We start from the raw sequence: 23563 nt of genomic DNA on the forward strand, positions 1-23563 counted from the left end.
GCCTGCATCCTCGGCGCTGTTCCTCCGCTACGCTACGGGCGCCTGCGGGCGGGCGGTCGCCCTTGCGGTCGCTGTGCGGCTTAGTTGTTCGGCTTTCTCGTCAAGTGCCTCTGGTATCCCCATACAGATGGATATGCATCCGGTCGCTCATCCGGAACCCATGCTTAAGGCACAGGTCGCTCAGCCACGCCTGCCGTTCGCGCAGGCGCTCGCTGTCGGTACCTTCGGCCATCAGGAACACCCGTTCGGGGCGGAAACGGTAACGGCGGTGGAGGGCGACCACTTCGTCCACGTCCTCGGGAGCCGCGATCACAAACTTCAGGAAGGCGCGCGGGTCGGTGGCCCAGGCATCGAGCCGTTCGGGGATCAGTGCCAGCTCTGCCGGATTGCCCGAATGGGCAAGCTTGGGGCTGACATTGTACTGATCGACCCGGATATCGAGCCGCGCCGGGGGCGCGACGGTGCCGTTGGTCTCGATCTCCACTGCCATGTCGGGCAGGTGCGCCAGCATTTCGGCTAACGCGCCCGCCTGCAACAGAGGTTCTCCACCGGTAATGACGAGCCGGTTCTGGCCGAGCGCAGCGATCCGTGCGGCGGTTTCTTGCGGCGAGAGCGTCACCTGGTTGGCCTTGCGATCATAGGCGATCCCGTCGCGATGCGGCCGGTTGTCGCCTTCGAAGCGCCAGGTGTAGGCGGTGTCGCACCAGGTGCAGGCCAGATTGCAGCGCGACAGGCGGACGAAGGCGACCGGGACCCCCATGCTCGGCCCTTCCCCTTGCAGGCTGGCGAAGATTTCCGACTCCGCGTTGTCATCGGTGGCAAGGACGAGGTTCATGCCGCGCTCCCTGTGCTATCCGAACACCGCAACGCACTGGATGCCGTCGAGCACCTGCCGCCCGTCCGCGTCCCACATTCTCAGGCGCTCCGAGGAATAGCCGGCATCCGCGTGCTGGCTGGCGTTTTCGGCAAGATACCATCCTTCCCGCGACCGACTTTCCGGATCGAGCACGTTGAAGGACCAGTTGATCGAGCTGATCGGGCCGGTGCGCTGCATTGCCCGCATGGCGCCGGGCGGCATGACATCGCCCATCAGCACCAGCTTCGAGACCGGATCGAGATCGTGTTGCTCGGTAAGGCGCGCCCAGCGGCGCACTGTCGCGCCGTGTTCGGTGCCTTTGGCCTGACCGAACCGCAGTTCGAAGTTGTTCGCGACAAAGCTTGGCGCGAAATCATGGGTGACCACGGCATTGTTCTCTGGCGGGCCGGGCCAGCTTTCGGGCGGATCGGCAGGACGCACGGCATTGGGCTCGCGGCCTTGGGCGAACAGCCAGAATGCGGACAGCGCGACCTTGCCTTCGCAACGGATCTCGCTCCTTACCTGGGTGACGTTGCGCCCCTGGCGGACGATTTCGGCCGAGAGCTCGATCGTCTCGCCCACGGGTGCAACGAAGGCGACCTGCCCTGCCCTGAGGGGCGGCAGCCCGGGGAAGGCGCGCGCGGCCATGGTATAGGCGACCAGCGCCGAGGCGCCGCCATAAAGGGTGCGCCCCTGCATCCAGTCTTGTGCGTGGACGAGGTGTGCGGGGCCGGGCTGGCCGGTGACGGGTTCAAGCAGGCTGGCGATTGTCATGTTGAAACGCTTTGCCGTGTCGCGCGGGCGCGGTCCAGATTGACGTAGCGTAAAGCGGCGGCGCCAAACACAGATTGCCAAGCAGCCGCCGAATCGCTAGTGCGCGCGCTCTGTCCGGCAAGCCTCGCGCCCCGGATGGCTCGGCCCGATGGCGGAGTGGTGACGCAGCGGACTGCAAATCCGTATACGCCGGTTCGATTCCGGCTCGGGCCTCCACCTTTTGCGATTGCGCGCCCCGGTCGCAAGACCTAGGTCGTGCAGATCGGGATGCCGCTTTAGCTCAGTTGGTAGAGCACATCATTCGTAATGATGGGGTCACGTGTTCGAGTCACGTAAGCGGCACCACCTTTTTTCCGCACTTTCCCTTGGAAAATCACGTACTCTCTGCGGAAGGCTTTTGGGCTTGAAGGTGCGGTTTTGCCTGCTGAAAGGGCGAAACTCACGGCGGACCCAATGAAGAGCCTAGAAGCCCTTTGCTTTGTTGTTTCGATTCATGCGGTTGAAAGTGCCCTCCGGCTGGTCGCCAACGAGTGCGTCACGTTTGAATTGTCTTAGCACTGGTGAGCTGCATGCCAGATTGCTTCTGAAGTTCGGGGAGGTCCTTGTCATGTGGGAGCCCGTAAACTCGGCGGGCCCTTCGATGACCTGGGCCGACGCAACGGCAGGGATCGCGAAAACACACTGGGTCGCAACATCCCGCAAGCAGCTTGAACTTCGTCATTATGCGCCCCTTCGATCACCGACGGCTTGCCGGAAGGGTGGTAAAATCTGATGAGGTTCAGGGTGTCGCAGGGAGCAATCAGCCGAGGTCCGCTTTGGGCGTCACGCGGAGGTTTCCTGCCCTTCCGCAACCGACCCCATTGCGGACCTGAGTTGCGGCATTTATGCCGTTGGCCGACGCTAGGTGCAAATTATTCAAGGTCGAAAGCTCGGTAGTGAATCGGTTTGACAAAAGGCTGATGTCGTTCTGGATGGGCTGGGGCAAGCGGCTGCTGCCGTTTGCCGATGCCGCCAGTGACGATCTGCCGCTGTCTCGCCTGCTCAGGCTTTCGCTCATCCAGTTTTCGGTCGGAATATCGCTGACCCTTCTGGTCGGCACGCTCAACCGCGTGATGATCGTCGAGCTTGAAGTGGCCTCGACGATCGTTGGTGTCATGCTCGCCCTGCCGCTGCTGGTTGCCCCGTTTCGTGCGCTGATCGGCTTCCGTTCCGACACGCATCGTTCGGCGCTGGGCTGGCGCCGGGTGCCCTTTATCTATCGCGGCACCATGATCCAGTTTGGCGGGCTGGCGCTGATGCCCTTTGCGCTGCTGGTGCTCGGCGGTGCGCTGCAATCGGCGGGCTGGCCTTCATGGATCGGCCAGATAAGCGCGGCGGCGGCAATCCTGCTGGTCGGCGCGGGCGTGCATATCACGCAGACGGTCGGCCTTGCGCTGGCCACCGATCTGGCGCGCGAGGACCAGCAAGCCAATGTCGTTGGCCTGATGTATGTCAGCCTGCTGGTGGGATCGATTGTCTCGGCGCTGGCGTTTGGCGCCTTTCTCACCGATTTCACCCCCGGCCGCCTGATTCAGGTGATCCAGGGTTGCGCCGTGATCACCGTATTCCTGAACCTTGTCGCCACGTGGAAGCAGGAGGCGCTCAATTCGAGTCCCCCGCCAACCGATCCGGCGGCCATGGCCGGCACTTTTCGCCAGAGCTGGGATACCTTCATCGTCCAGCGTCAGGCGATGCGCCGTCTGATCGTGATCGGCATCGGGACGCTGGCCTTCACCATGTCCGACGTGCTGCTCGAACCCTATGGTGGTCAGGCGCTCGGCCTCGGGGTGGGCACGACAACGCGGCTGACCGCGATTCTGGCCGGAGGTAGCCTAGTGGGCTTCACGATCGCATCGCAGATCCTCAGCCAAGGCGGCAATCCGGTCAGGCTGGCGGGGTCGGGTGCGTTGATGGGCCTGCCCGGCTTTGCGATGATCATTGCCGCAGCGCCGATACAATCGGCCTCGCTGTTTTCGGTCGGGGTCCTGCTGATCGGCTGCGGTGCCGGCCTGTTCGGCCACGGCACGCTGACCGCCACGATGCGCGATGCGCCCAAGGGGCAGGTCGGCATGGCGCTGGGGGCATGGGGCGCGGTGCAGGCAACCGCTGCCGGAGCAGGAGCGGCGATTGGCGGGGTGGTGCGCGATATTGCCCGCGGCCTTGTGATCGTGGAAGGCTGGCCTCCGGTGATCTCCGGCTATGTTCTGGTCTACGTGCTGGAACTGGCCCTGCTGGCGGCGGCGTTGATCATCATGGTGCCGCTGCTGCATCGCCCGCAGGAACAGGCCGGGCTGGCGCCGCGGGTCTGAGCAATGCCGCCAATGCGCCTGGGGGCGCGCCGGTTGCGCGTTTCCTGGTCGGCTTCGGCTTCCGGCTGAACTCGTGTCTGCAGCAAATAAAGAAAGACCCGGCGCTTGCGGGCCGGGTCTTCCGTGTTCGGTGGTTTGCACCGCCCTTGCGGGCTGGATGGCATGTGCAAGCCTCAGGCCCCTGCGGACCTGCGGTTTCTTATTCAGCCGGTGCTGCAGCAGCCTCGGCAGTAGCAGCGGCGCCCTGCCAGAAATCGCTGAACCACGTGGTGTTCGAAAGGATCGAGTAATGGACCGCGAGCGACGTCAGCACCAGAACGAGGAACATGATCGGAATGATCACATTCGGGCTGACATAGAGGAAAATCCTACCTTCTTTCATCGTCTGGCCTCCCTTACTTGAGCCACGGCGTCAAAATGAACGCCAGCACGTGAGCGCCGAGGGCGATGGCGAAGTAAATCCGCGTCCCCCACTTCAGCCCGTCGTTGATTTCCAGGGCCTGCGCTTCTGTCAGCCCGGTGGGGTAAACCTTCGTATCATCACCTGCCATGTGGCGAACCTCCTTGATCGGTTACGGCATTCGCGGAAACTCGGTAATGACCCCAGCCTTGTTCCCTTGGGATGCAACTAGCGTGGATTTGCAATTTTCCATGACCGAATCAGGAAATAGCGAGTACGGCCATAGGCACCAGGTCGGGTGAGCGGCCTAATGCACATTGAATGTTGCATTTTGCAGGGCAAACGTCAACGTTGTTGAACATATTGCAACGTCAAGAAAAGTTGCCAAGGATCACACCTTCCCAAGCGGTACTGGCCCATCCGGGTCTCTGGCGACACAGAAGCAAGGTGGAGGTGCGAGAAAAATTTTTTGGCTTGCACCCAACCTCTGTTAGTGTGGCAGCGGGATCGGCAACTTTAGGCTCCTGACCGGAGCGAGGAAGGTTCATATGTCCAATGAAGCTCCGGCCATCGACTGGGCCGATGACGTCAAACGGTATGTTCCCGGTGCCGATAGCGGCGCGATCGCCGGGATCGTGCACCATGCGATGGTGGCGCTCAAAACCCGCGAGCCGGCGCTGGTGTCGTTCGGCAATCCGACCGAAACACGCCGCGTGCGCGAGAATTTCTGCAAGAAGACGCTCGGCCTGTCCGGTCCCGACGCCGAGCTCGACTCCGCCATTGCCGCCGTTGGCCAGCGGATGAGCGACTCCGCCTCGCACCACCGGGTGACGGCATATTACCTTCTTGCCGACCATTTCGACAGGCTGGGACAGTTCCGCGCGGCGGCGACGCCACCAGCCGAAGCGGCCCGGCCGCTGACGCCTTGGGCGGCGACCATGTTTGACGGCCCCCCGCCGGGCACGGCCATCGGCGGCCCCAGCACCGATCTCAGGTTTGCGTCATTGATTGGTCTGGGCGGAGCGGTGCTGGCGCTGATTGCAGCGATTGCCAGTACTGCTGGTGGCTGACGCTTTGATCGCAAATCGCCGTCGGCACCGACAACGGCCGCAACGGCAGAACGTTCGCACCGACCGCTCCTGACCTCATGGCTCTGGAGAGAGTGCCGACGCGCGGGCCGCGTTGTGTTTGCTCGGCCTGTGGCGCCGCTCGCGAACCCGCAGACCCGGCGGTAGGTGTGTAGCCACGCTGCCTGACCGGCCCGCGCGAGGATGCGGCAGCGCCGTGCGGGTGGCAATCCTGCTCACGCGCGGCCGAGCGCTGAACGCAAGAGACCCGTAGGCGTTGCCGGGTGGACCGAGCGTTACCCATGCGAGTCCGGATTGGTGCGGGCGCGGGCCTTGGCCAAGCGCCTCGACAACGCCCCGCTCGCCATCTTCGACAGCCTCGACAAAGTCCTGCCTTGGAAGGTGCTCGACACTTATGTGAGTCCGCCGGCCTCAGCCGATGGACTCGATCCGGATCCGGTGGCCAATCTCGAGCCTCGGTTGCGAAATCTCGAATGCGACAAGCCCCACAAGCCCGGCGGGCAAATCGACGCGGTCTATGGCGATCCGCTGAAAAAAGGGCACATCCTACTGTTCCAGCCTGCCTCAGACACAGCGAATGGGTGGATCTGTGGCGACCTTGGGCTAGTTTATGTCTCGATCGATGCTGCGGACACGGAAGCTGGGAACTTTGACAGGGTCACAGCTTGGCTGGAGGCGTGGCGGGCGGTTCGCGAAGCAGACATTCCGGTATCCACCCAATTGCAGTCATGGGCCGCGGGTCCGCGTGATCCTGAATCCTGCGTGTCGCCTTCGGTCGTGATTTCGTCGAGTTAGAAACTCTCAAGCGACGCCCATCGCGAGGCTCCGGTTATAGCTTCGCTCTTCTCAAGCTGCCTTGTTCACGCTCGCGTCGTTGCGCTAGGCTGACCGCATTGGAAGGGAGATCACGCCGTGCTCAAACGATCGCTTGTTCTTGTTTGCCCGCTCCTGGTTGGAGCTTGCGTCACCGATCGCGCCCCGGACAATCTTTCAGAGAGCGCGACGAAGGGCAGGGCCTTTGCACAGGCGAACTGCGCCTCCTGTCACGCTCTCGATGACAGCATCTCTCCCCTTCCGGATGCGCCCAGTCTTCGCCGCGCCGCCAACCGCTTGCCGGCCTGGGCGGTCGCCGGGTCTTTCGAACGCGGAGTGCAAGTCGGCCATACGATGCAGATGCCGGCTTTCGTGTTTGAAAAGGACGATGTCGCCAATCTGCTGGCCTACTTCGAGGCGCTCAAGACAAGGGACTGAGGGGCGTACCTCCCACCTGCCGCCTACCCAATACCAGCCGCTCTCGGAGGTCTGGCGGAGGTCGCATTTCGAAGCCGCATTGAAGTTATGCGTCTTCAGCAGCCAATACTCCGAAAGCGTCGCGAACGCACTTTGGGTTGTCCGTGGGGCGAAGGAAAAGTGGGAGCCCGAATTGAAGTTAGTCGATTGAGTTATATGGATTAAAAGCACTCCATCCACTAAATTCGTAATGATGGGGTCACGTGTTCAAGGCACGTAAGCGGCACCACCTTCCTTAAGGCACTTTCCCAAGCAAAATCATCGGTAAGCTGCCGAAGGACAATTGCCGCGTTGAGCAGTGTTTGCCTGCTGAAAGGGCGAAACCCAGCCTCGACCCGGTGAATTAGCCAAAGGGCGTTCGCCTTCTATTTGCGAAACATGCTGTTGAAGGCGCGTTCGGCTGGTTCCGCTGCATCGATAAGGTTTCGCCTGCACCAGCCGCCGAGGTGGGGGTGCACTTAGGTCGTTCTCGAGAAACCTCATGGGTCGCAACAGCCTGCAAGCAGCTTGAACTTCGTCATTATGCGCCCCTTCCATCACCGACGGCTTGCCGGAACGACGTTGAAATCCGATGAGGTTCAGGGTGTTGCGAAGGGCAATCAGCCAAGGTCCGCTTTGAGCTGGTCGCGAAAGTTTCCTGACGTTCAGAAACCGACCCCAAACCGGACCTTGTTACAACTCAATTCCAAGGGAGGTCGGTGGCCAAATGCCAGCCTTTGGTCGGTTCCCTTGAAACAAACCGCTATAAAACGTGTCAGGCCCAAAGTTCCTGCGCCAGTTCGGGAAGGGCCGAAGCATAGCGGGAGACATCCTCCATTCTGCCCGTGCTCACGCGAGAATAGCCGGACCAAGACCCATAAGCTCCCCTGATCGCGATGCCGCGTTCGGCCATTGCATCGCGCAAGCTATTGGCATCGGGCACTTTAACGAAAACAAAATTGGTCTGCGATGGCAGCGCGGTCAATCCGGCCTTGCCGACGGCATCGAGGATCATCGCGCGCCCTTCCAAGACCGCCGAGCGAGACTGGTCGAGAAACGGAGTGTCATCATAGCTGGCAATCGCTGCCGCCAATCCGGCGATATTGCCGCCGAAGCTCATCATATGCGACTGGATGCGCCGGGCATTGGCCTCGCTTGTGATGGCATAGCCGACCCGGAGCCCCGCCATGCCGTAGATCTTCGAGAATGTGCGGCATACGATCACATCGGCGCCGCTGCGAACAAGATCGATCATCGAGCTGTCTTCGGGCCGGTCGGTCAGTTCGTTATAGGCTTCGTCGACCAGCAGGGTAGCCTGCGGCGTCACCTTTGCGGCAAAGCTGCGCAGCGCATCTGGCGGAATCAGCATGCCCGTAGGATTGTTGGGGTTGCAAATCTGCACCAGAGCCACCCCGTCTCCAATCCTGGCTGCCATGGCGGACAAATCGACGCTCATATCCTCTGCCAGTGGCACGCGGATTGAAGATACGCCCTGTCGCTCGCCGTATAGCACCGTCGTGTCCCAGAACAGATCCGGGCAAAGGATCGCTCCCTCGCGTCCCCAGGCGAGTGAAATGGCGCATAGTATCTCGGTCGATCCTTCGCCTACCACGACCTGCGTGGGCATGACCCCGTGCCGCTCGGCAATCATCGCGGCCAGACGCTGAAGACCGCGGTCCGCATAATAGCAGCCCATCTTCGCGGTTTCGGCAATCGCGCGCAGCGCTGAGGGTGCCGGGCCGTAAGGGTTTTCATTGCGGCTGAGCAGAGCCTGCCCGGCCTTCGGCCCGAAATGGGGCACGGCAGCAGCGCCTGTCACCGTCGAACCCAGTCCGGAAAAGGGGATGGTTCCAAGGCCGCCGGCCAAACCGGCACCGGCAAGAAACGATCGGCGATTGGTCGGCATCGAAAAGACTCCTTCAAAGCAGGTAGGCAAGGTTTCAGAACTTGGTGATCATCAACACACCGATGAAGGTCAGGTACAGGCCGAAGACCCGGCGCAGAACCGCTGGTGAAAGCGCATGCGCAGCTGCGACGCCAAGCGGCGCGAACAGCACTGAAGTCCCGATCAGCACGATCGCTGTGGGCAGGTTGACAAAGCCCAGTGCCCCCCAACCAAGCCCGCTTTCGCCAAGCCCGATCAGTATGAAACCGATGGTCGCCGGGATCGCGATCACCGCGCCCATCCCCGCTGCAGTGCCGATGGCACGGTGGATCGGAGTCCCGCAGACGGTCATCGTCAAAGTGGTCAGGGTGCCGCCCCCTATACCCAGCAGGGTCGAAAATGCCCCCAGCGCACTGGCGATCCCCGCACGCGGCAAGCCCGAAGGCAGAGCGGCAAAGAGCGGCGCTCCCTGACGTGCAGGCAGCAGGAAATAGACCGCAAAGGCAAGCACCCCGGTTCCGAAGATCAAGGCGAGTAGCGCGCCCGACATAAGATCCGCAAAGATGGTCCCGACACCAGTCCCCAACACCACCCAGATTGCCCAGCCCTTGAGCAAGTCGAAATCGACTGATCCACGACGCGCGTGGCTGCTGGTCGAACGGATCGAAGTGAAAATGATCGAAGCGAGCGACGTGCCGACTGCGACATGTGCGGTCTGATCCGGAGCCACACCCACCAGGGGCAACAGAAACATGAGCGCCGGCACAACCACAAATCCCCCGCCAATGCCGAACAGGCCACCAGCAAAGCCGGCAGCTGCACCGGCAAGCAGAAGTGCCGGAAGTGCAAAGGCGAATGAAGCGGTCAGACTCATTGAGCTCGACAATAAGCCCGCTGGTCCCAGCTCCAAGCGAATTGTCGCATTGCAACATGGGGTAAATGCCCCATGCGGCCATGACCGATTTGCCTGCCTGTAATACCCACGCGCGTGGGTATTAGTTGGTGCAGACCCAAGAAGCTGAATTTTCGCTTCCCACCCACTAGCGGTCGTTCACCGCGATCAGCCGTGAACGCTGAAAGCCGACGGGCAGCTATTGCGCCATCAGCACCAGAAGCTGACCTTCTGCAAACGACCCCTGAGTGGACGTTGGCAGTTTGCGGCAATTCAGCGTCATGCGAACCCAAGCCCCACCACCGTTACAAATGTTATTCAATGGGGCGGGTGGCCAGTATCAGGTCGAGTTCCATCCAACCGACGCCTGGGATGTTCGGATCGAGGTGTCGATCAGTCAGCATGAGATGATTTGGCGGCTGATGAATGCAGAGCGGGAAGAGGGTGGCGGTCTCATTCTAAGTGGAATGACGAGTTGAAGCCCTGATTTATGGGGCGATCTGTTTTTGGTTCGAGCTTCGTTTAGGTGATAGACTGTTCCCGCGAGGAGCAATCGTATGGACAAGATCAATCGCCGCCTGATGCTGGGCGGTCTGGGCATGGTTGGAGCAGGTCTGGCAGTTGCGGTGTGCGCGCAGTCGACCGGGCAGGGCAACGGGGTTTCCGCCAATGCCGCGCCAACGGCCCCCGATCCCAGCGCCAGACACCGGCTGCGGTTCGCTGTTATCGGGCTCGACCATCCGCATATCTACGCGATGACAGACGCGTTGATCCGCGGCGGCGGCACGCTTGTTGCGGTGCATGCGAGCGACCCGCGGCAACTGGCGCGCTATCTCGCCCGCTATGGCGAAGTGAAAATTGCACGCAGCGAAGCCGAGATTCTCGAGGACAAGAGCGTGCAGCTCGTGGCCAGCGCTTCTGTTCCCCATCTTCGCGCGCCGCTTGGCATTCGTGTGATGCGCGCCGGAAAGGACTTTCTTTCGGACAAACCGGGGATCACCAGCCTTGCCCATCTGGCCGAAGTGCGCCGCACAATTTCTGAGACCAAGCGCAAGTTCGCCATCATGTATTCCGAACGGCTTGAAGTGCGCGCGGCGGTCAAGGCGGGGGAACTCGTTCGAGCCGGTGCGATCGGGCGGGTGATTCAGACGATCAACATCGCCCCACACCGCATGAGCGCGCCGAACCGGCCCGAATGGTTCTGGGATGTGAAGAACTATGGCGGCATTCTGACCGACATCGGCAGCCATCAGGCCGATCAGTTCCTGTTTTACACCGGCTCCACCGAAGCGCAGGTCGTGGCGTCGCAGGTCGGCAATCTGGACACAACCGACCATCCTAACTTCCAAGATTTCGGGGATATGACACTAAGCGGCAATGGTGGGACCGGCTATGTCAGGGTCGACTGGTTCACGCCTGACGGTCTGCCGACGTGGGGCGACGGGCGCTTGTTCATCCTAGGCACCGAAGGCTACATTGAACTGCGCAAGTACGTCGACATTCAGGGCCGCCCGGGTGGAGATCACCTCCTTCTGGCTGACCGCAATGGCACGAGTTACATCAATTGCAGCAATGTGCCACTACCGTTCGGCCCGCAGTTCGTTTCGGACGTAATGGAGCGGACAGAAGTCGCTCAAAATCAGGCCCAAGCCCTGCTTGCCGCCGAACTGGTGCTCACCGCTCAGGCCAAGGCAAGCAAACTTGTCAATGGGCCGCGTCCAGCACTTCAGGGTGGATAAAGTGCGGTCAGGGATCAGATGAAACTTCTGAAACGGCAATAGAGTAGGAAGGTGGTATTTTGAGGTGAGAAATCGCACATGCTTAATCTCCCTTCCACGTCCGCTTCCCACCCATCATCGGCCATGAGCAGGGCCGGTGCGCGTTGCCGAAAGCCGCGGGGCAGCTTCAGAGGGTTTGTCGCCTGCAGCCGACATTCTGAAACCGGCCCAGATGCTGCCCTTCAGGCCTAGACTCATCAGGCTCTCGCAATGTTGTTGCGGTCGATATTCATACTTCAGTTCAGCGCTTCGCAAGCTTGGTGCGTGGCAGAAAAAATTTGCCACGGCCATGCAAGGCACGCTTTGTGGGCTATTGCGGGGCTTTGTCGCTACCGAGGCTCTCGGCTGCAACCATCAGAATGCGTGCCGCTCTGGCAATCCTAACCCTTTGTCTGAGGTAGACCATTAGCGCCACCTGACAAAGGCCGGCAAGCGCAGCAGCATAGAGCCCGGCGGAATAATCTCCGGTCGCGTCTCGCGCGATGCCGGTCAGATAAGGCGAGGCGAAGGAGCCCATCTGCCAGAACGTATTGATCGCCGCGACCCCCACCGCCAGCTGCCTGACCGACAGAAGATCCGGCGCAGACGAAACGCACAACAGGCCGACCGGAAAGGTGCACACCGCAAAAAAGAGATAGCCCCCCATGGCCAGCCATGGGGACGGTGACCAAGCAAGCGCCAGAAGTCCGGTAACGCAGACCACCGCCAGAATGATGGCATCCAGAAGGCGGTCACCATGGCGATCGGAATTCCATCCGGCCGCGAGAATCAACAAGGTGCCAAGTATGCCGCTGCCACTGACCAGATACCCGATTGAAATGGTGTCCATTGCTGCAGCATCTGTAAGCACCGCTGGTGCCGAGAGGATCAGGCCAACAGCAGATAAATTCCCGAACAGGCCGATAAATCCAAGCAGCAACACGACCGGGTTGGTCAGCGCGCCAAGGAGATCATGTCGCGAGTGCTCCACCACCAAGGAGGCATCGCTCGACAATGCAACGCCGAGTTGTTCTTTCTCAGCTACCGAAAGCCAGCCTACCTCAGCTGGAGATTCCGGCAGGAATCTCCAGATCACAATAGCCAAAACAACACCGGGTAAGCCCTGCACGAGGAACAGCCATTGCCACCCGTGCAAGTTGCCAAGTCCGTCGAGCTCCAGCAGCCATCCAGAGACCGCTCCCATGAGAATCGATGCCACCGGCGGCGCGATGTAGACCCAGCTGATAGCCCGGCCACGATAGGCAGCTGGAAACCACCCGGAGAGGTAAAACATGATCGTTGGGAAAAAGCCTGCCTCAGCCACGCCAAGCATGAAGCGCATAATGTAGAATTGAATAGGGGTTTCGACAAACATCATGGCGGTGGCAATGGCACCCCATGTCAACATGATCCGGACTAACCACCGCTTCGGCCCCACGCGCTCCATGAGCATGCTCGAGGGCACTTCGAAAAGCCCATATGACAGAAAAAACAGGCCAGCTCCCAATCCGTAAACGGTGGCGCTGAAGCCCAAATCCACGTTCATCTGGATCGCGGCGAAGCTGATATTGACCCGATCGACATACGCAATGACATAGCCAAGCATGATGAACGGCAGGATCCGCACCATCATCTTGCGAATTGCGGGTGCCAGAACCAGCCGGTCTTCCACTACGCCATCTCCAGATACGCACTTGTTGGATGGCGGCTCGAGGGAGGTCTGTAAATCACACGCCCGGACTTTGACACGCAGGCGGCTCCATTAACTTCCTTAACCCGAACAGTCTGCGAATGCAGCGCTGGCAATCGCCAGAGACGCCCTCGATATGCCGCTCAGCAGAATGCGCTGAAACATTGTTGCAGGCAATCGATAGCAACGTCAAAAAGCCGTCAATTCGCAATTGCGTTGCGCCGCGCGATCTGAATGGCAGAAATCCACCCATCCGCATTCATGCGTCGCGGCTCCGCGAGATTCGGAAACCTGCACCCGGATAGGCGAGGCCCATTATCCCCGCGCCGACCAGCGACAGACTGATCAGAAGGGCGAACACCGTCCACGGCAGTTTTGCGCGCATATTGGCCTCACGCTGCACGCCGAGATCGAGGACCGCGTTGACGCCAGCGATGGTCGATGCGCCAAGCGGCGTGTTCGCAACCGGCTGGAGGCGCGAGCCGGCCGCAACTGCTGCGCCTGTGCCTCGAGCGCATCGCGTCCGGTTTCGATTGCGCTGCCATAAGTTGTGCGATGGCGGGTGTAGTCCTCTATCGCCCTTTGCAGGTCTGATGTCGTCTCACCCAGAAAAGACGCGCGGTAATGGGCTGTGCCAAGAGCATTGGCTTCTGCGACCACATCGCTTCGGCGGGTCTCGTAGCGATCTAGCGCCATACTGAAGCTGAAGCCGACAAGCAGGGCAAGCAGGCCGAAGATGCTGGTCAGTATGTGGCCGATCCGGTCGTGGCTCAGGCTGCCGAGGGCATCCTCAGTGGGCATTCTTGTGGCAATACTGCGTCCGAGTGTCTCCGCGCCGAGGAGGGCCAGCACGAAAAGCACGGTCATGGTCGCCAGCGTGAAATCGATCATCAGCCTTAACCCCTGAAGCGAGAACGGGGGATTTGGCTATGCCAAAAGTCAAATGCCGTCGAAGCCGGTACCGCCCGAATTGAGCGTCAAGAATGCGGTTTTGGTCAGTGACCCTCGCCACAACATGAAGTGCACGTCTGACGCTTTCGCCTCACCCGCGCAGCTTGTCGGTTCACTAGAGCAATGAAGAGGGATAAATCGCGACGGACCAGCAATCTGCGTTCACATCCTTGTCTTCCATGGGGCACAATTATCAGGGTTCGAGCGATCTTGCGGTTCCTTCGGATGTCCGTGGGGATAGTTGCGAAGTCGCTTGCCTGTTTGCGCCTCCGCGAGCGCGGCACAATGTTGTCGCCGCGGGCACAGGTGTCATCCTTCGCCGTTACCTGATCAGGGCCGGTTCCGGTAACTTAGCGCCATCAGTGATAATGGCGGCGTTTGCGCGATCACCGGATATTCACCCGGTTGCAGATCAGCCAACCGGGCCTCTGGCGGCGACCACGTGCTGGTGATGATGTGGACCGGCTCCTCTCCGATGTTCTGCGCGTCGAAACTCTCGGTGAGCGTCATTTCGCCATTCTTATCCCGCCACACGAGCGTGATGATCGTGAGCCGGTACCGCACATAATGGTCAAAATCGATGATGCCCGCGCACTCGCCGATCCTACACGACACGACCTGGGGATCACCCTCGCCCGAATAGCGGACGGTGAGTGTTTCGTTGCTCATACACACCGTTATGCCGAGACCGAAATCGTCCTGCACCTCGCCCGCAAACACTGTGGTTTCGCCGCTTCGACATTGTCCAGAGGGAAGTTCTGCGGGCTCTGCTGACGGCGCTGGGTCATGCCCGGCATTGGCCGCAAGGGGAAAGGCCAGTATCGCACCTGCCACCAGTGCAAAACGGATAGTCTTCATGATCGGCTCCGTTGTTTAGCGGGGGAAGGGCCTCCGCAGAGGTCTACAGGCGGCCCGACCCCCATTGCGCGCTACCTGCCGCGCGGCAGGCGCAGGATCATGCAGGTCCCGCGTCCGGGCGCGGAACGCATTTCAAACCCGTGACCGGGCCGCTCGGCGAACTGGCGGACAAGATGCAGCCCCAGGCCATGGCCCGTGCTGTCCTCTCCTTTGGCATAGGCAGCGCTCAACCGGTCGAGCTGCGCCTGGTCGAGACCGATGCCATTGTCGATCACCTTCAGCAGCAGGTGATCCTCGCGACGCTGGACCGCGATCAGCACCCGGGTCGCGCGGGCGTGCTTGAGCGCGTTCGAAACGAGATTGCTTGCTGCGCGCATCAATTCGACCGGCTCAGTCGTGACATTGACGTCCGACCCGCGTGTGCGCACCTCGATGCCTGCCGCCCGCGCTTCATTGCCGAACATCGCGGCGCAATTGGCGAGCACGAGGCGCGCGGGGAAGGTTTCGATCCCTTGGTCCGGCCTCTCCTCGTCATCGTCGTCTTTAGGCATGCTGCCGGCAAGGCCGCTTTCGGTGACCTTCTGCAGATAGGCCAGCGCGGCCTCAAGGTTGCCCGCTGCCTCCGGGTCTCTCGCCGCGACATCCTTCAACCCCCGGTGCAATGAAAGCAGCGGCTGCTGCAGATCGTGCGATGTGGCGGCGATACGGGCTCTCAGACTCTCGGCATGGGTTCTGGCAAGATCATAGCGATTGCGGCTTTCCTGAAGGGCCTCGGCCAGTTGCAGCTTCTCGCGCGTGGCGTTGACTTCGGCTTCAAGCGAGCGGTTGAGATCACGCTGGATCGCGAGCATCCGCACCAGGATTGCGACTAGGAATGCGAAGCTTTCGAACAGGAGCGTCGCGTGGAAGTAATCCAGCGCGACGGTCATCGGAAATCTGCCCGGCGACAACAGGACCGCCGCCATCGTCGCGACGGTAAAGAGGATCGCAGCAGAGCCCGCCAGGAACGGGGTTGCCCCCAGCACCCTGCTGCGCCAGGCGAGGATGGCGGTTGAAAAATAGGCGAGCGCGACGAAAGGAACGTGCAGGAAGACCGCCCAGCGCATCGTGTCCGATTGCCAGAAAAAGGCGCTACTCACGCCCACCGCGATGAGCAGGGCCTGCAAGACCTGCACGGCGCGGTTCGTGCGAGGATAGTGCTTCGCCAGCCCTGCAAACAGCCGCGCGAATTGCAGGACCGCGATCATCATGCCGACAAGCAGGATCAGGTTGGCCGGCTCATAGGCGCCCATCGCATCCGGCCAGATGAAGCGATGCAGATACCCTTCATTATTGGCAACGAACAGCGCGCTCAGACCGACATAGGCGGCAAACGCCGTCACCAGTGGCCAGCCGACCAGCCGGCCCATCGCGATGGCGATGATGACCAGCGCAACCATCGCGCCGTTAATGACCCAGTTAAAGCGCGCCTCCTGCATATGGGCGGTGCGCATGCGTTCCGGCGTTGCGAAGGTGAGCGGCATCCAGCTGCCGGTCGAGGACCGCAGGCCGACAAGGATTTCCGCACGCTCCCCGGCTTCCATCCACAGCGGCGCGACGAGATACTGGCTTACCACCGGCCGATCTTCGAACGGTGTGTTGCGGTCGGCCCAAAGCAATGTCTCGGGCGGCTCGCCTGATGTGCGTTTCTGCACGAGCAACTCGTCGACAAAGGGACGCTGGATATCGATCATCCACTTGCCCGGGCGCGCGCTTGTGTTTTGCACCGCAACCAGCAGCCAGACAGCCCCCTTCTGCTTACCGAAATCGACCCACGGGTTCTGCAGAGGCTTGAACTGGTCCCGGCGCGCAATGACGGCTTCAGGGGCGAGCCGCTCCGCATCGACGATCAGGTATCTGAGGCTGGCAAATGGTTGCAGATGGTTGTTGCCCTGCGGCAGTTCCACCGTGTCGCCCAGAGTGCTCTCCTGCGCGCTCTCCTGCGCGCTCACCTGTACGGCGAGGCTGGCTGCCAGCAGGGTCAGTGCAGCGACCGCCTTGCGTAAAATCCGTGGCAGCAGGCCCAGGGGTTTCTGATTGATCATGTGCTGCAAGCTAGTGCCGCCCGCGTAACGCGGCGATGGGGCCGATCCCCCATTCATCGATTGGCAAGCTTTCCGCCGGTCGCCTCACAATTGCCGATGCTCGTCGAGCAGCCCTTCGCGCAGCGCCAGTGTCAGCAGGCCCGAAACCGAGTTGACCCCCAGCTTGGCCATCAGGCTGGCGCGGTGCTTTTCCACCGTCTTGGGGCTGATGAAGAGCTGCTCTCCGATGGCAACGTTCTGATGCCCGGCTGCAATCAGCGATAGCACTTCGCGTTCGCGATCAGTCAGTTCCTCACGTTCGGGCGCGGCGGCCAGTTTTTGCGCGACGTCCTCGGCTACGTATTTTCCGCCAGCGAGGACTTGCGCAAAACCGTTGCGCATCTCTTCAGGCTTGGCGCTCTTGAGGAACAGGCCGTCTACCCCGGCTGCCAGCCAGTCAGCCAGCATTGCCGTGGATGTGAAGCCGGTCACCACGATTACCCGCGTGTCGGGCGACCACCGGCGCACCTCGCCATACACCTGCACCCCGCGCGCAAGCGGCATGGCGGCATCCAGCAGCAGCAGATCGGGCGAATGTTGCCTGACCAGCGCGATGGTCTCGAGCCCGTTTTCTGCCTCGGCCACGACTTCGACGCTGCCGATCTCCGCAAGAATTCCGGCCAGCGAATTCCGGACGATCGCGTGGTCATCCGCAATAATCGCCCGATAGCTTGTCATGGTTGCGCTCTTCCCCCCGTTTGCGCTTCGGCTTTCTGCATAGAGGCGATGGAGGTCCTGGCGCAATCACGATTGGGGGATTGGCCCTATTCCGCAAGACAAAGGCCGCGTGCACAATCCTCGGCACGACCGTACGACACAGGACAAGGAGGCTAGATCGCCATGCAAACCAACGCTGTAAAATCCATTCTGGCTGTCTTTGGAACCTGTCTGTCGGTTCAAGCGGGGGCTGCCCAGACTGCTGTCAGGCAAATCTGCCCGGAGTTTGATCGTGGGGCGCAGGAACTGTCGGTTCGCGTCAGCACAGGCTGCGTGACGGGCATGGCGCGCTTCAAGGAGCATGATCTTGCGCTCAACGTCGATCAGGACCGCGCGCATATCGCACTTTCCGGCGATATCAGATTTCACCCGATCACCAGTCCCGCGGTGACGGCCGACTGCGGAGGCGCGCAAAGCTTCACCCTTTCGGCCAGTGATATCCAGCCGCGCCGCTACACGCTGTCTTACGCGGGCGAGCCACTTGGCACGGTCGACCTTCTCGAAGGCGCAGAGCCGCCGGCCTGTGTCGGGACCAAGGGCAGCAGGCGTCGCCTGGAGCCCCAGCCTGTAAATCCGGACAGCTTTTCGGACTGGGCCTTTGACCCTGAGGGCAGCTGGCGGGACTGGCGCGGCGCCAGCATCACCGCGCTGCTCGAGCCGCTGCTGGGAAGTGTTCCTGAAAGTCTTGAGGGGCGGCCCGAAATCGAGATCAGGATGGAAAAGCGGTTCTGGCAACGCGACCTGCGCAAACGGGGCGGCGGCCCGCGCCGGCCGTTCATGGCTGTCTCGATAACCCGGGACGGTCTGGGCGACGATTCCATCTCGGGCGACCGCTATTTCGTCACAGTCGTGAAAAGCGAGGACGGCTGGCGAGTGGAGAGGCTGTGGCGCCAGCAGATGTGCGCGCGCGGGCAGAATGCCGGACAATGGACGGGTGCCATTTGCCTCTAGGGCAGGCCCTGTCCGCGATACGGGATTTGCGAGAAATCTGCTAAAAATCAGTGTGATGGAGATGGGGGATCTACCCCATAGAGCAAGGCCCGGGCGATGCGTATCACCAACCCATCAAGGCAAGAATGCTCAATAAAATGGAGCATGAACAGAAATCTTTCTTTGCAATCAGTTCCCTACAGGTCTTTGTTGGATAGGGGCTGATGCCGAATAGGGGAAATGCTATGCGAGTGAATCTGAAGAATGCCATCTTTGCTGGACTTTTGGCGTCCAGCGTCATGTTTGGCGCAACATCAGCGCAGGCCCAGCTCCCCGATGTCGCGACGGTGGCACCAGGCGAAGCAACTGATGCCGACGGCACCTATGTTGTCTCGACCATCAACAAGCGCATCACGATCGAAAACGGGCGCGCCTATGTCATCGACCCGTGGACCCAGGCACTGATCTTCCGGATCCAGCCCGGCATGGTCACCTTGCAGAACTTCCGCAAGACCGGTCCGGACACCTATGAAGCCGACGATCTGCCGATGATGGGCAAGGTGGTGTTCAATCGCCAACCCAACGGCACCCTGCAAGGGGTGGTGAAAGGGCTTTTCGGTGAAGCGAAATACGCGCTTGTCCCGACCGCCTATGCCTCGATTGGCGGCGGCGCCGGGGCTGACGCACCTCCCGCCGGGGTCGCACCCGCTCCGGCGATCGTGCGTGACCGGATCTACCAGCTGCATGTCAGCAAGGCGCGGTGCCTTGGTTCGGATCTGCTGCGCAAGGGCTATGGCGGCGTCTTCAATGTCAGACTGCAGGACCCCAATGGCAACCGCGTGACATCGAAGAACCGCAATTTCGACGTCAAGTGCACCCGCAAGGGTCCGCGTGATCAGAATTACAAGTTCTACAATGCCGGTCCCGGCGCGCTGACAATCACGGTTCCGGAAAACGGGGAGGAAGTCAAAGGGATGCGAATCGGCGGCAAGAACACGGCCGGTCTCAACATCAACTTTGACAATGCTCACAGCGCTCTTCTGATGCGCGCCATCAATCAGGAGAACTTGCTCGATGTCGGCAAGACGCTCGAAGATGAAGTCATCGTCGCGGGCAAGAGCGGTAAGGCCCAGCTCTATGTCACGCTGACCCTGAAGAGGGTTCAGTAATGCGCAAGGGCACGCTCGTCGCCTGCCTTGGGGCAGCGTTGATGGCAGGGACCGCGCTGGTTCCGGCACAACCGGCCAGCGCGCAGATCCCCGCCCTGCTGCCCGACAAGGATGCGGTCGAACAGACCGAGGCGATGGACATCGACGGCGACTGGCGCGTCAACACCATCAACAAGGTGATCCGGATCGAACGCGGCCGGGCCTATGCGGTGGAAGGCTGGACCCATGCCTTCGTGCTGCGGGTCCGGCCCGACATGGTCACCATCCGCAACATCCGGCAGATCGACGCGGAAACCTATGTTGGCGATGATCTGCCGATGATGGGACAGGTGACGATGAAGGTCGTCTCGCCCGACCGGATCGAGGCATCGGTTCCCGGCCTGTTCGGCCCGGCGCGTTATGTCCTCTCGCGCGTTGCCGGCAGCAGCAGCGGTGCGGCTGATGGCCCGGTGATGTTCGCCACGCCGGGTGATGCGGGCGCGCCGCCTTCGGATGCGCCATCCCGGCCCGGCAATCGGCTCCGGTTCGCCTCGCTGGCCGACGCCTTTGGCGAGCCGCGTGCGGTTGCGGAGGCTTTCCGGGGCTGCGTCATCCCCGATGGCGCGCGGCAGGAAATGTCGGCGAGACCGCCCCAGCCATCACCGCGCGACCGGATCACCGGGATTGAATTCGCTCCCGTGGCCAGCGCCGATCCCAATGCCGATGTGCCTGATGCGGGCGATATGTGCTGGACCCGGCTTGACGGGGTGTGGAGGGAAGACCGCACCCCCACCTTCGACACCTCGGCCAATGACGGCAGCGAATGGGACGTGCAGGGCCTGCCGCTCGCCGGGCTGTTGCACGGCAATTACACCACGCCCGCCGCGCTGTTCATCGCGCCGGGGGATGATCCGGAAAACGAACTCTATGTCATGGCGGGGATCGATGATGTGCGCATGACGCGTTACGTCTCAAACGATGGGGTCAGCGTTGACGACCTGATCGGCCAGCCGGGCATGAACAAGGTCTTCGAGGCGGAGGAGCAAACCTCTCTGCCGCAGCGCCTGACGATTGATTACACCGCCGGCGGGGACTTGCGCATCCGGCTGGGCAACCGCCAGTTTCTACGGCCGCAAACCGCCGCCAGCCGCGATCTGCCGTCTGACGATGCTTTTTTGATCCAGTTTCAGACGGACAATTTCGCCGCCAATCTCAAAGGCTACAATGTCCTGACGCAGGACCCGTTCCTGTTGATGAACAATAACATGCGCGAAGTCTTCGACCGGCGCGATCCTGATGAATACCGCATCCAGGAAAAATACGCGGTGCCGTTCGGCTTCACGCTCCAGAACGAGCTGCTGCAAGGCAATGTCTATCGCAGCACGACCGTGTCGAGCGCGAAGGAAATGCAGGATGCGAACAGCACCTCTTTCGGGGTGAAGGCCAATATCAGCGTTTCAGGCGCAGTGAACACCGCCCTGTCGTTCGGCCCCGGTCCCGGTCGACCCGAGATTGCCGATACTGGCGCAAGCGTGGGCTATTCCGCCACGCAATCGACCATGAATTCGATGCGCCAGAGCAACACGGTCGCCCAGGTTGTCGGTTATTCGCGCGCCAAGAGCTATGCGATCATTCTCGATCACTCGGAATCCAAGCTGTCTTCGGGATTTCTGACCGCAGTCGGCGATGCCCAGCGCGAGGGCCGCTATCAGGATCTGATCGACCAGTTCGGCACGCATTATGCCTATGCCGTAACCTATGGCGCCAGCGCCAAGATGACCCGCGACATTTCCACCGAGGCCTTCGAAGCCGTCCTCAAGGAAACCGAGGGCGACAAGCTCGAAGGAGAAGTCCGGATCCTTGGCAGTTCGATCGGCGGCTTCAACGAAAGCATGCGCAGCCGGGTCGAGGGCTATTCGGGCGCCTTCGGCAATGAAGGGGGGCGATTCATCGCGGTCGGCGGCAATGGATCGTGGGATTCGGGCGGCTATTCGCGCGGCGACCGGGTTGCCCCGATCCTGCTCGATCTGCGGCCGCTTGATGAACTGCTCAACCCGATCAATTTCCCCGACCAGCCCGATATCTATACCCGGGTGCGCGCCGAACTGGCGCTGGCGATCAATCAATATCTGGCCGGGCAGGCGCGTCCGCTCAGCAATGAACGGCTGATCTCGAAGGTGACCTACACCCCGCCGGCGCCCGAACCCGAGCCCGAACCCGGCGCTGCGGTCGAGGAATGGTATGTCTATGTTCGCACGATCGGCTGCACCAAACCGGGGCCGGGAACCACGACGGGTGCTTCGGGCGATATCCGGATTTCTGCCAGCGGCCCCAGGAACGCCTTTGCCGGGAGCAAGGAATTGTCGACCGGCTGCAAGTGGCGCGATGACCAGAGCCGGACCTATGATTACCGGGCTTCGGACAATACGCCCGGGCTGATGGTCCTGCGCGGGACGCGGGAACAGTTGCGCAACTACACGCTGAATTTCGATTTCAACTGGCGTTACACCGGCGCGACCCAGGGCAGGATCCGGACCGACAAGCGCACATTGAGCAGCACGCCCATGCAGGGAGCGGGCCTGGCGGTGGGCAAATCGCACACCACCCGGTGGTCGTTCGGTCCCAAGGGACGGCCTGAAATCACCCTCCACCTGCGCGTCAAGCGCATCAAGTGATCCGAAAAGGAGCAACAGCATGACTCATCAAATCAGTTTCCGCCGCCAGGCATTCGCCATGGCTGCCCCGCTGGCTCTGGGAGCAGCAGCGATGTTCGCGCCCGGTGCTGCCATGGCGCAGACCTATTCCCCCGATGTGCTGCAGGTCAGCGAGACCGGCGCGGTCGCCTTCGACCCGTCGCCCCAGCTGGACCTGGCAAATGGCGGCGCGATCGAATTCTGGGTCGCGGCCGTCTGGAGCGGGGACCCCGGATATGATCCGCCGGTGGTCATCAATATCGGCCCGGAAGGCATCCTCTACCAGATCTCGGTCCTGCGCGAGCGCGATGGACTGGTGTTTGCCAACGCCAATGATGAAGACGTGTTCATCGCCGATCTCACCGACGGCAAACTGCACCACGTCGCTGTCAACATCATGCTCGACGGGCTGGAGGTCTATGTCGATGGTGTTCTGGTAGGGACCAGCGAGTTGCTGCCCCTGTCCTTGCCGTCAGCCGCATTGTTCGTCGGCGGGATCGAGCCCGATAACAGCCAGAACCTGGACGGTGCGATTGCCCAGCTGCGGTTCTGGAGCCAGCCATTGGAGCCGCAGGAGATCATCGACTTCCGCCTTCGCGAAGTGCTCGATGCCAATAGCGAAGACCACCCGGCAGCCGAGTTTCTCGTGGCGCAAAGCGATTTCCGGGCTCGCGAATTGCTGGTGGTCGAATCGATGGAGACCCTGCCATGAGGATGTTCTCAGCATCTCTCACCGCAACCAGCGCGCTGGTCGCACTGGTCGTCAGCGGTTTTGTGCCCGCCCCTGCTTCGGTCAGCTTCTTCGATGCCCCGGCAGAGGCCAGGCAACCCGGCAAAGGCCCGACAAAAGGCAAGAGCAAGAAGCCGCGTGTGCGCGGCAAGGCGAAGGCACCTGCGGGGAAACAGGCCGCAAATGCGCAGAAAAAGGCCGAGCGCAAACGTGGGAGGAAACAGGCAAAGTCAGGGACCACCAAGCTTGACCGCAAGGGTGGTGCACCGGCTGGTTCTGGCGTGGCTGATAAGGCTGGCAGTCGCCTTGCTGGCAAATATACCACAATGGCGGGCGTCGCCACGGTAGGTGCGGATATGGGTCTGTCGGCCGGATCAGTCGCAGCGGCCAGTCGGGGCACGCCGCCGCTGCCCCCGCCGCCGCCGGTTCCACCGCCGCCGCCGCCGCCCCCGCC

At 61.5% G+C, this 23563-nt stretch carries 20 protein-coding genes and 2 tRNA genes; 11 read left to right on the top strand and 11 right to left on the bottom strand.

Features of this window, described 5'->3' with window-relative positions; all coding sequences use genetic code 11:
- Positions 1 to 100 precede the first annotated feature (100 nt).
- Positions 101 to 835 (bottom strand): 7-carboxy-7-deazaguanine synthase QueE, encoded by a 735-nt coding sequence (locus tag I603_RS08625; protein WP_068864044.1) that lies wholly within the window; start codon positions 833 to 835, stop codon positions 101 to 103.
- Between the two features lie 15 nt (positions 836 to 850).
- Positions 851 to 1630, bottom strand: coding sequence for an acyl-CoA thioesterase (locus I603_RS08630; protein ID WP_068864046.1), 780 nt, complete (start codon positions 1628 to 1630; stop codon positions 851 to 853).
- Between the two features lie 142 nt (positions 1631 to 1772).
- On the opposite strand from I603_RS08630, the gene I603_RS08635 reads away from it, so the two are divergent.
- From I603_RS08635 to I603_RS08645, 3 genes are all read left to right on the top strand, one after another.
- A tRNA-Cys gene (locus I603_RS08635) sits at positions 1773 to 1846 on the top strand.
- A gap of 53 nt (positions 1847 to 1899) precedes the next feature.
- A tRNA-Thr gene (locus tag I603_RS08640) sits at positions 1900 to 1975 on the top strand.
- Positions 1976 to 2589: 614 nt separating this feature from the next.
- Complete coding sequence (locus tag I603_RS08645) at positions 2590 to 3978, top strand: MFS transporter (protein ID WP_198157231.1); 1389 nt, start codon at positions 2590 to 2592, stop codon at positions 3976 to 3978.
- Positions 3979 to 4177: 199 nt separating this feature from the next.
- Here the strand turns inward: I603_RS08645 and I603_RS08650 are convergent, their stop codons facing one another.
- On the bottom strand, positions 4178 to 4360 hold the full coding sequence (locus I603_RS08650) for a light-harvesting protein (protein ID WP_068864050.1): 183 nt from the start codon (positions 4358 to 4360) through the stop codon (positions 4178 to 4180).
- A gap of 13 nt (positions 4361 to 4373) precedes the next feature.
- Positions 4374 to 4529, bottom strand: a complete 156-nt coding sequence (locus tag I603_RS08655; RefSeq protein WP_068864052.1) for a light-harvesting protein — start codon at positions 4527 to 4529, stop codon at positions 4374 to 4376.
- A gap of 397 nt (positions 4530 to 4926) precedes the next feature.
- Between I603_RS08655 and I603_RS14530 the strand changes: the two genes are divergently transcribed.
- The 3 genes from I603_RS14530 to I603_RS14290 all read left to right on the top strand — a co-directional run bounded on the left by I603_RS14530 (position 4927) and on the right by I603_RS14290 (position 6717).
- On the top strand, positions 4927 to 5448 hold the full coding sequence (locus tag I603_RS14530) for a DUF2853 family protein (RefSeq protein ID WP_068864054.1): 522 nt from the start codon (positions 4927 to 4929) through the stop codon (positions 5446 to 5448).
- A 330-nt stretch (positions 5449 to 5778) separates the two neighbouring features.
- Positions 5779 to 6261, top strand: coding sequence for a DUF1963 domain-containing protein (locus tag I603_RS08665; protein WP_068864056.1), 483 nt, complete (start codon positions 5779 to 5781; stop codon positions 6259 to 6261).
- Positions 6262 to 6378: 117 nt separating this feature from the next.
- Positions 6379 to 6717, top strand: coding sequence for a c-type cytochrome (locus tag I603_RS14290; RefSeq protein ID WP_084439986.1), 339 nt, complete (start codon positions 6379 to 6381; stop codon positions 6715 to 6717).
- Positions 6718 to 7510: 793 nt separating this feature from the next.
- Here the strand turns inward: I603_RS14290 and I603_RS08670 are convergent.
- Together I603_RS08670 and I603_RS08675 are read right to left on the bottom strand one after the other, a co-directional pair.
- Positions 7511 to 8641: a pyridoxal phosphate-dependent aminotransferase gene (locus I603_RS08670; protein ID WP_068864058.1), complete on the bottom strand. Its 1131-nt coding sequence runs from the start codon at positions 8639 to 8641 to the stop codon at positions 7511 to 7513.
- Positions 8642 to 8675: 34 nt separating this feature from the next.
- Entirely contained in the window at positions 8676 to 9494 is an 819-nt protein-coding gene (locus I603_RS08675) for a sulfite exporter TauE/SafE family protein (protein WP_068864060.1), read from the bottom strand.
- Positions 9495 to 10069: 575 nt separating this feature from the next.
- Here I603_RS08675 and I603_RS08680 point away from each other — a divergent pair.
- Positions 10070 to 11251 (top strand): Gfo/Idh/MocA family protein, encoded by a 1182-nt coding sequence (locus I603_RS08680; protein ID WP_068864062.1) that lies wholly within the window; start codon positions 10070 to 10072, stop codon positions 11249 to 11251.
- 349 nt (positions 11252 to 11600) lie between these two features.
- On the opposite strand, the gene I603_RS08685 is transcribed toward I603_RS08680, so the two are convergent.
- The 5 genes from I603_RS08685 to I603_RS08705 form a co-directional block, all read right to left on the bottom strand.
- Positions 11601 to 12941 carry an MFS transporter gene (locus tag I603_RS08685; protein WP_143736666.1) on the bottom strand — a complete coding sequence of 447 codons (1341 nt, stop codon included), beginning with the start codon at positions 12939 to 12941 and terminating at the stop codon, positions 11601 to 11603.
- 363 nt (positions 12942 to 13304) lie between these two features.
- On the bottom strand, positions 13305 to 13850 hold the full coding sequence (locus I603_RS08690) for a bestrophin-like domain (protein WP_068864066.1): 546 nt from the start codon (positions 13848 to 13850) through the stop codon (positions 13305 to 13307).
- Positions 13851 to 14240: 390 nt separating this feature from the next.
- Complete coding sequence (locus I603_RS08695; protein ID WP_143736665.1) at positions 14241 to 14768, bottom strand: hypothetical protein; 528 nt, start codon at positions 14766 to 14768, stop codon at positions 14241 to 14243.
- Positions 14769 to 14839: 71 nt separating this feature from the next.
- The gene (locus I603_RS08700) at positions 14840 to 16852 is read right to left on the bottom strand and encodes a sensor histidine kinase (protein ID WP_068864070.1); all 2013 of its coding nucleotides are present in this window, start codon (positions 16850 to 16852) and stop codon (positions 14840 to 14842) included.
- A gap of 84 nt (positions 16853 to 16936) precedes the next feature.
- Positions 16937 to 17569, bottom strand: coding sequence for a response regulator (locus tag I603_RS08705; RefSeq protein ID WP_068864072.1), 633 nt, complete (start codon positions 17567 to 17569; stop codon positions 16937 to 16939).
- A 321-nt stretch (positions 17570 to 17890) separates the two neighbouring features.
- Between I603_RS08705 and I603_RS08710 the strand changes: the two genes are divergently transcribed.
- From I603_RS08710 to I603_RS08725, 4 genes are all read left to right on the top strand, one after another.
- A complete protein-coding gene (locus I603_RS08710) occupies positions 17891 to 18559 on the top strand; it encodes a hypothetical protein (RefSeq protein WP_068864074.1) in 669 nt (222 codons plus the stop codon).
- A 278-nt stretch (positions 18560 to 18837) separates the two neighbouring features.
- Positions 18838 to 19707 (top strand): hypothetical protein, encoded by an 870-nt coding sequence (locus I603_RS08715; protein WP_143736664.1) that lies wholly within the window; start codon positions 18838 to 18840, stop codon positions 19705 to 19707.
- Positions 19707 to 22361, top strand: coding sequence for an MAC/perforin domain-containing protein (locus I603_RS08720; protein WP_068864077.1), 2655 nt, complete (start codon positions 19707 to 19709; stop codon positions 22359 to 22361). The genes I603_RS08715 and I603_RS08720 overlap by 1 nt, the downstream gene beginning before the upstream one ends.
- A 19-nt stretch (positions 22362 to 22380) precedes the next feature.
- The gene (locus I603_RS08725; protein ID WP_084439988.1) at positions 22381 to 23091 is read left to right on the top strand and encodes a LamG domain-containing protein; all 711 of its coding nucleotides are present in this window, start codon (positions 22381 to 22383) and stop codon (positions 23089 to 23091) included.
- The last annotated feature ends 472 nt before the right edge of the window (positions 23092 to 23563 follow it).

The sequence above is a fragment of the Erythrobacter dokdonensis DSW-74 genome, from assembly GCF_001677335.1.
GTDB lineage: Bacteria > Pseudomonadota > Alphaproteobacteria > Sphingomonadales > Sphingomonadaceae > Erythrobacter > Erythrobacter dokdonensis.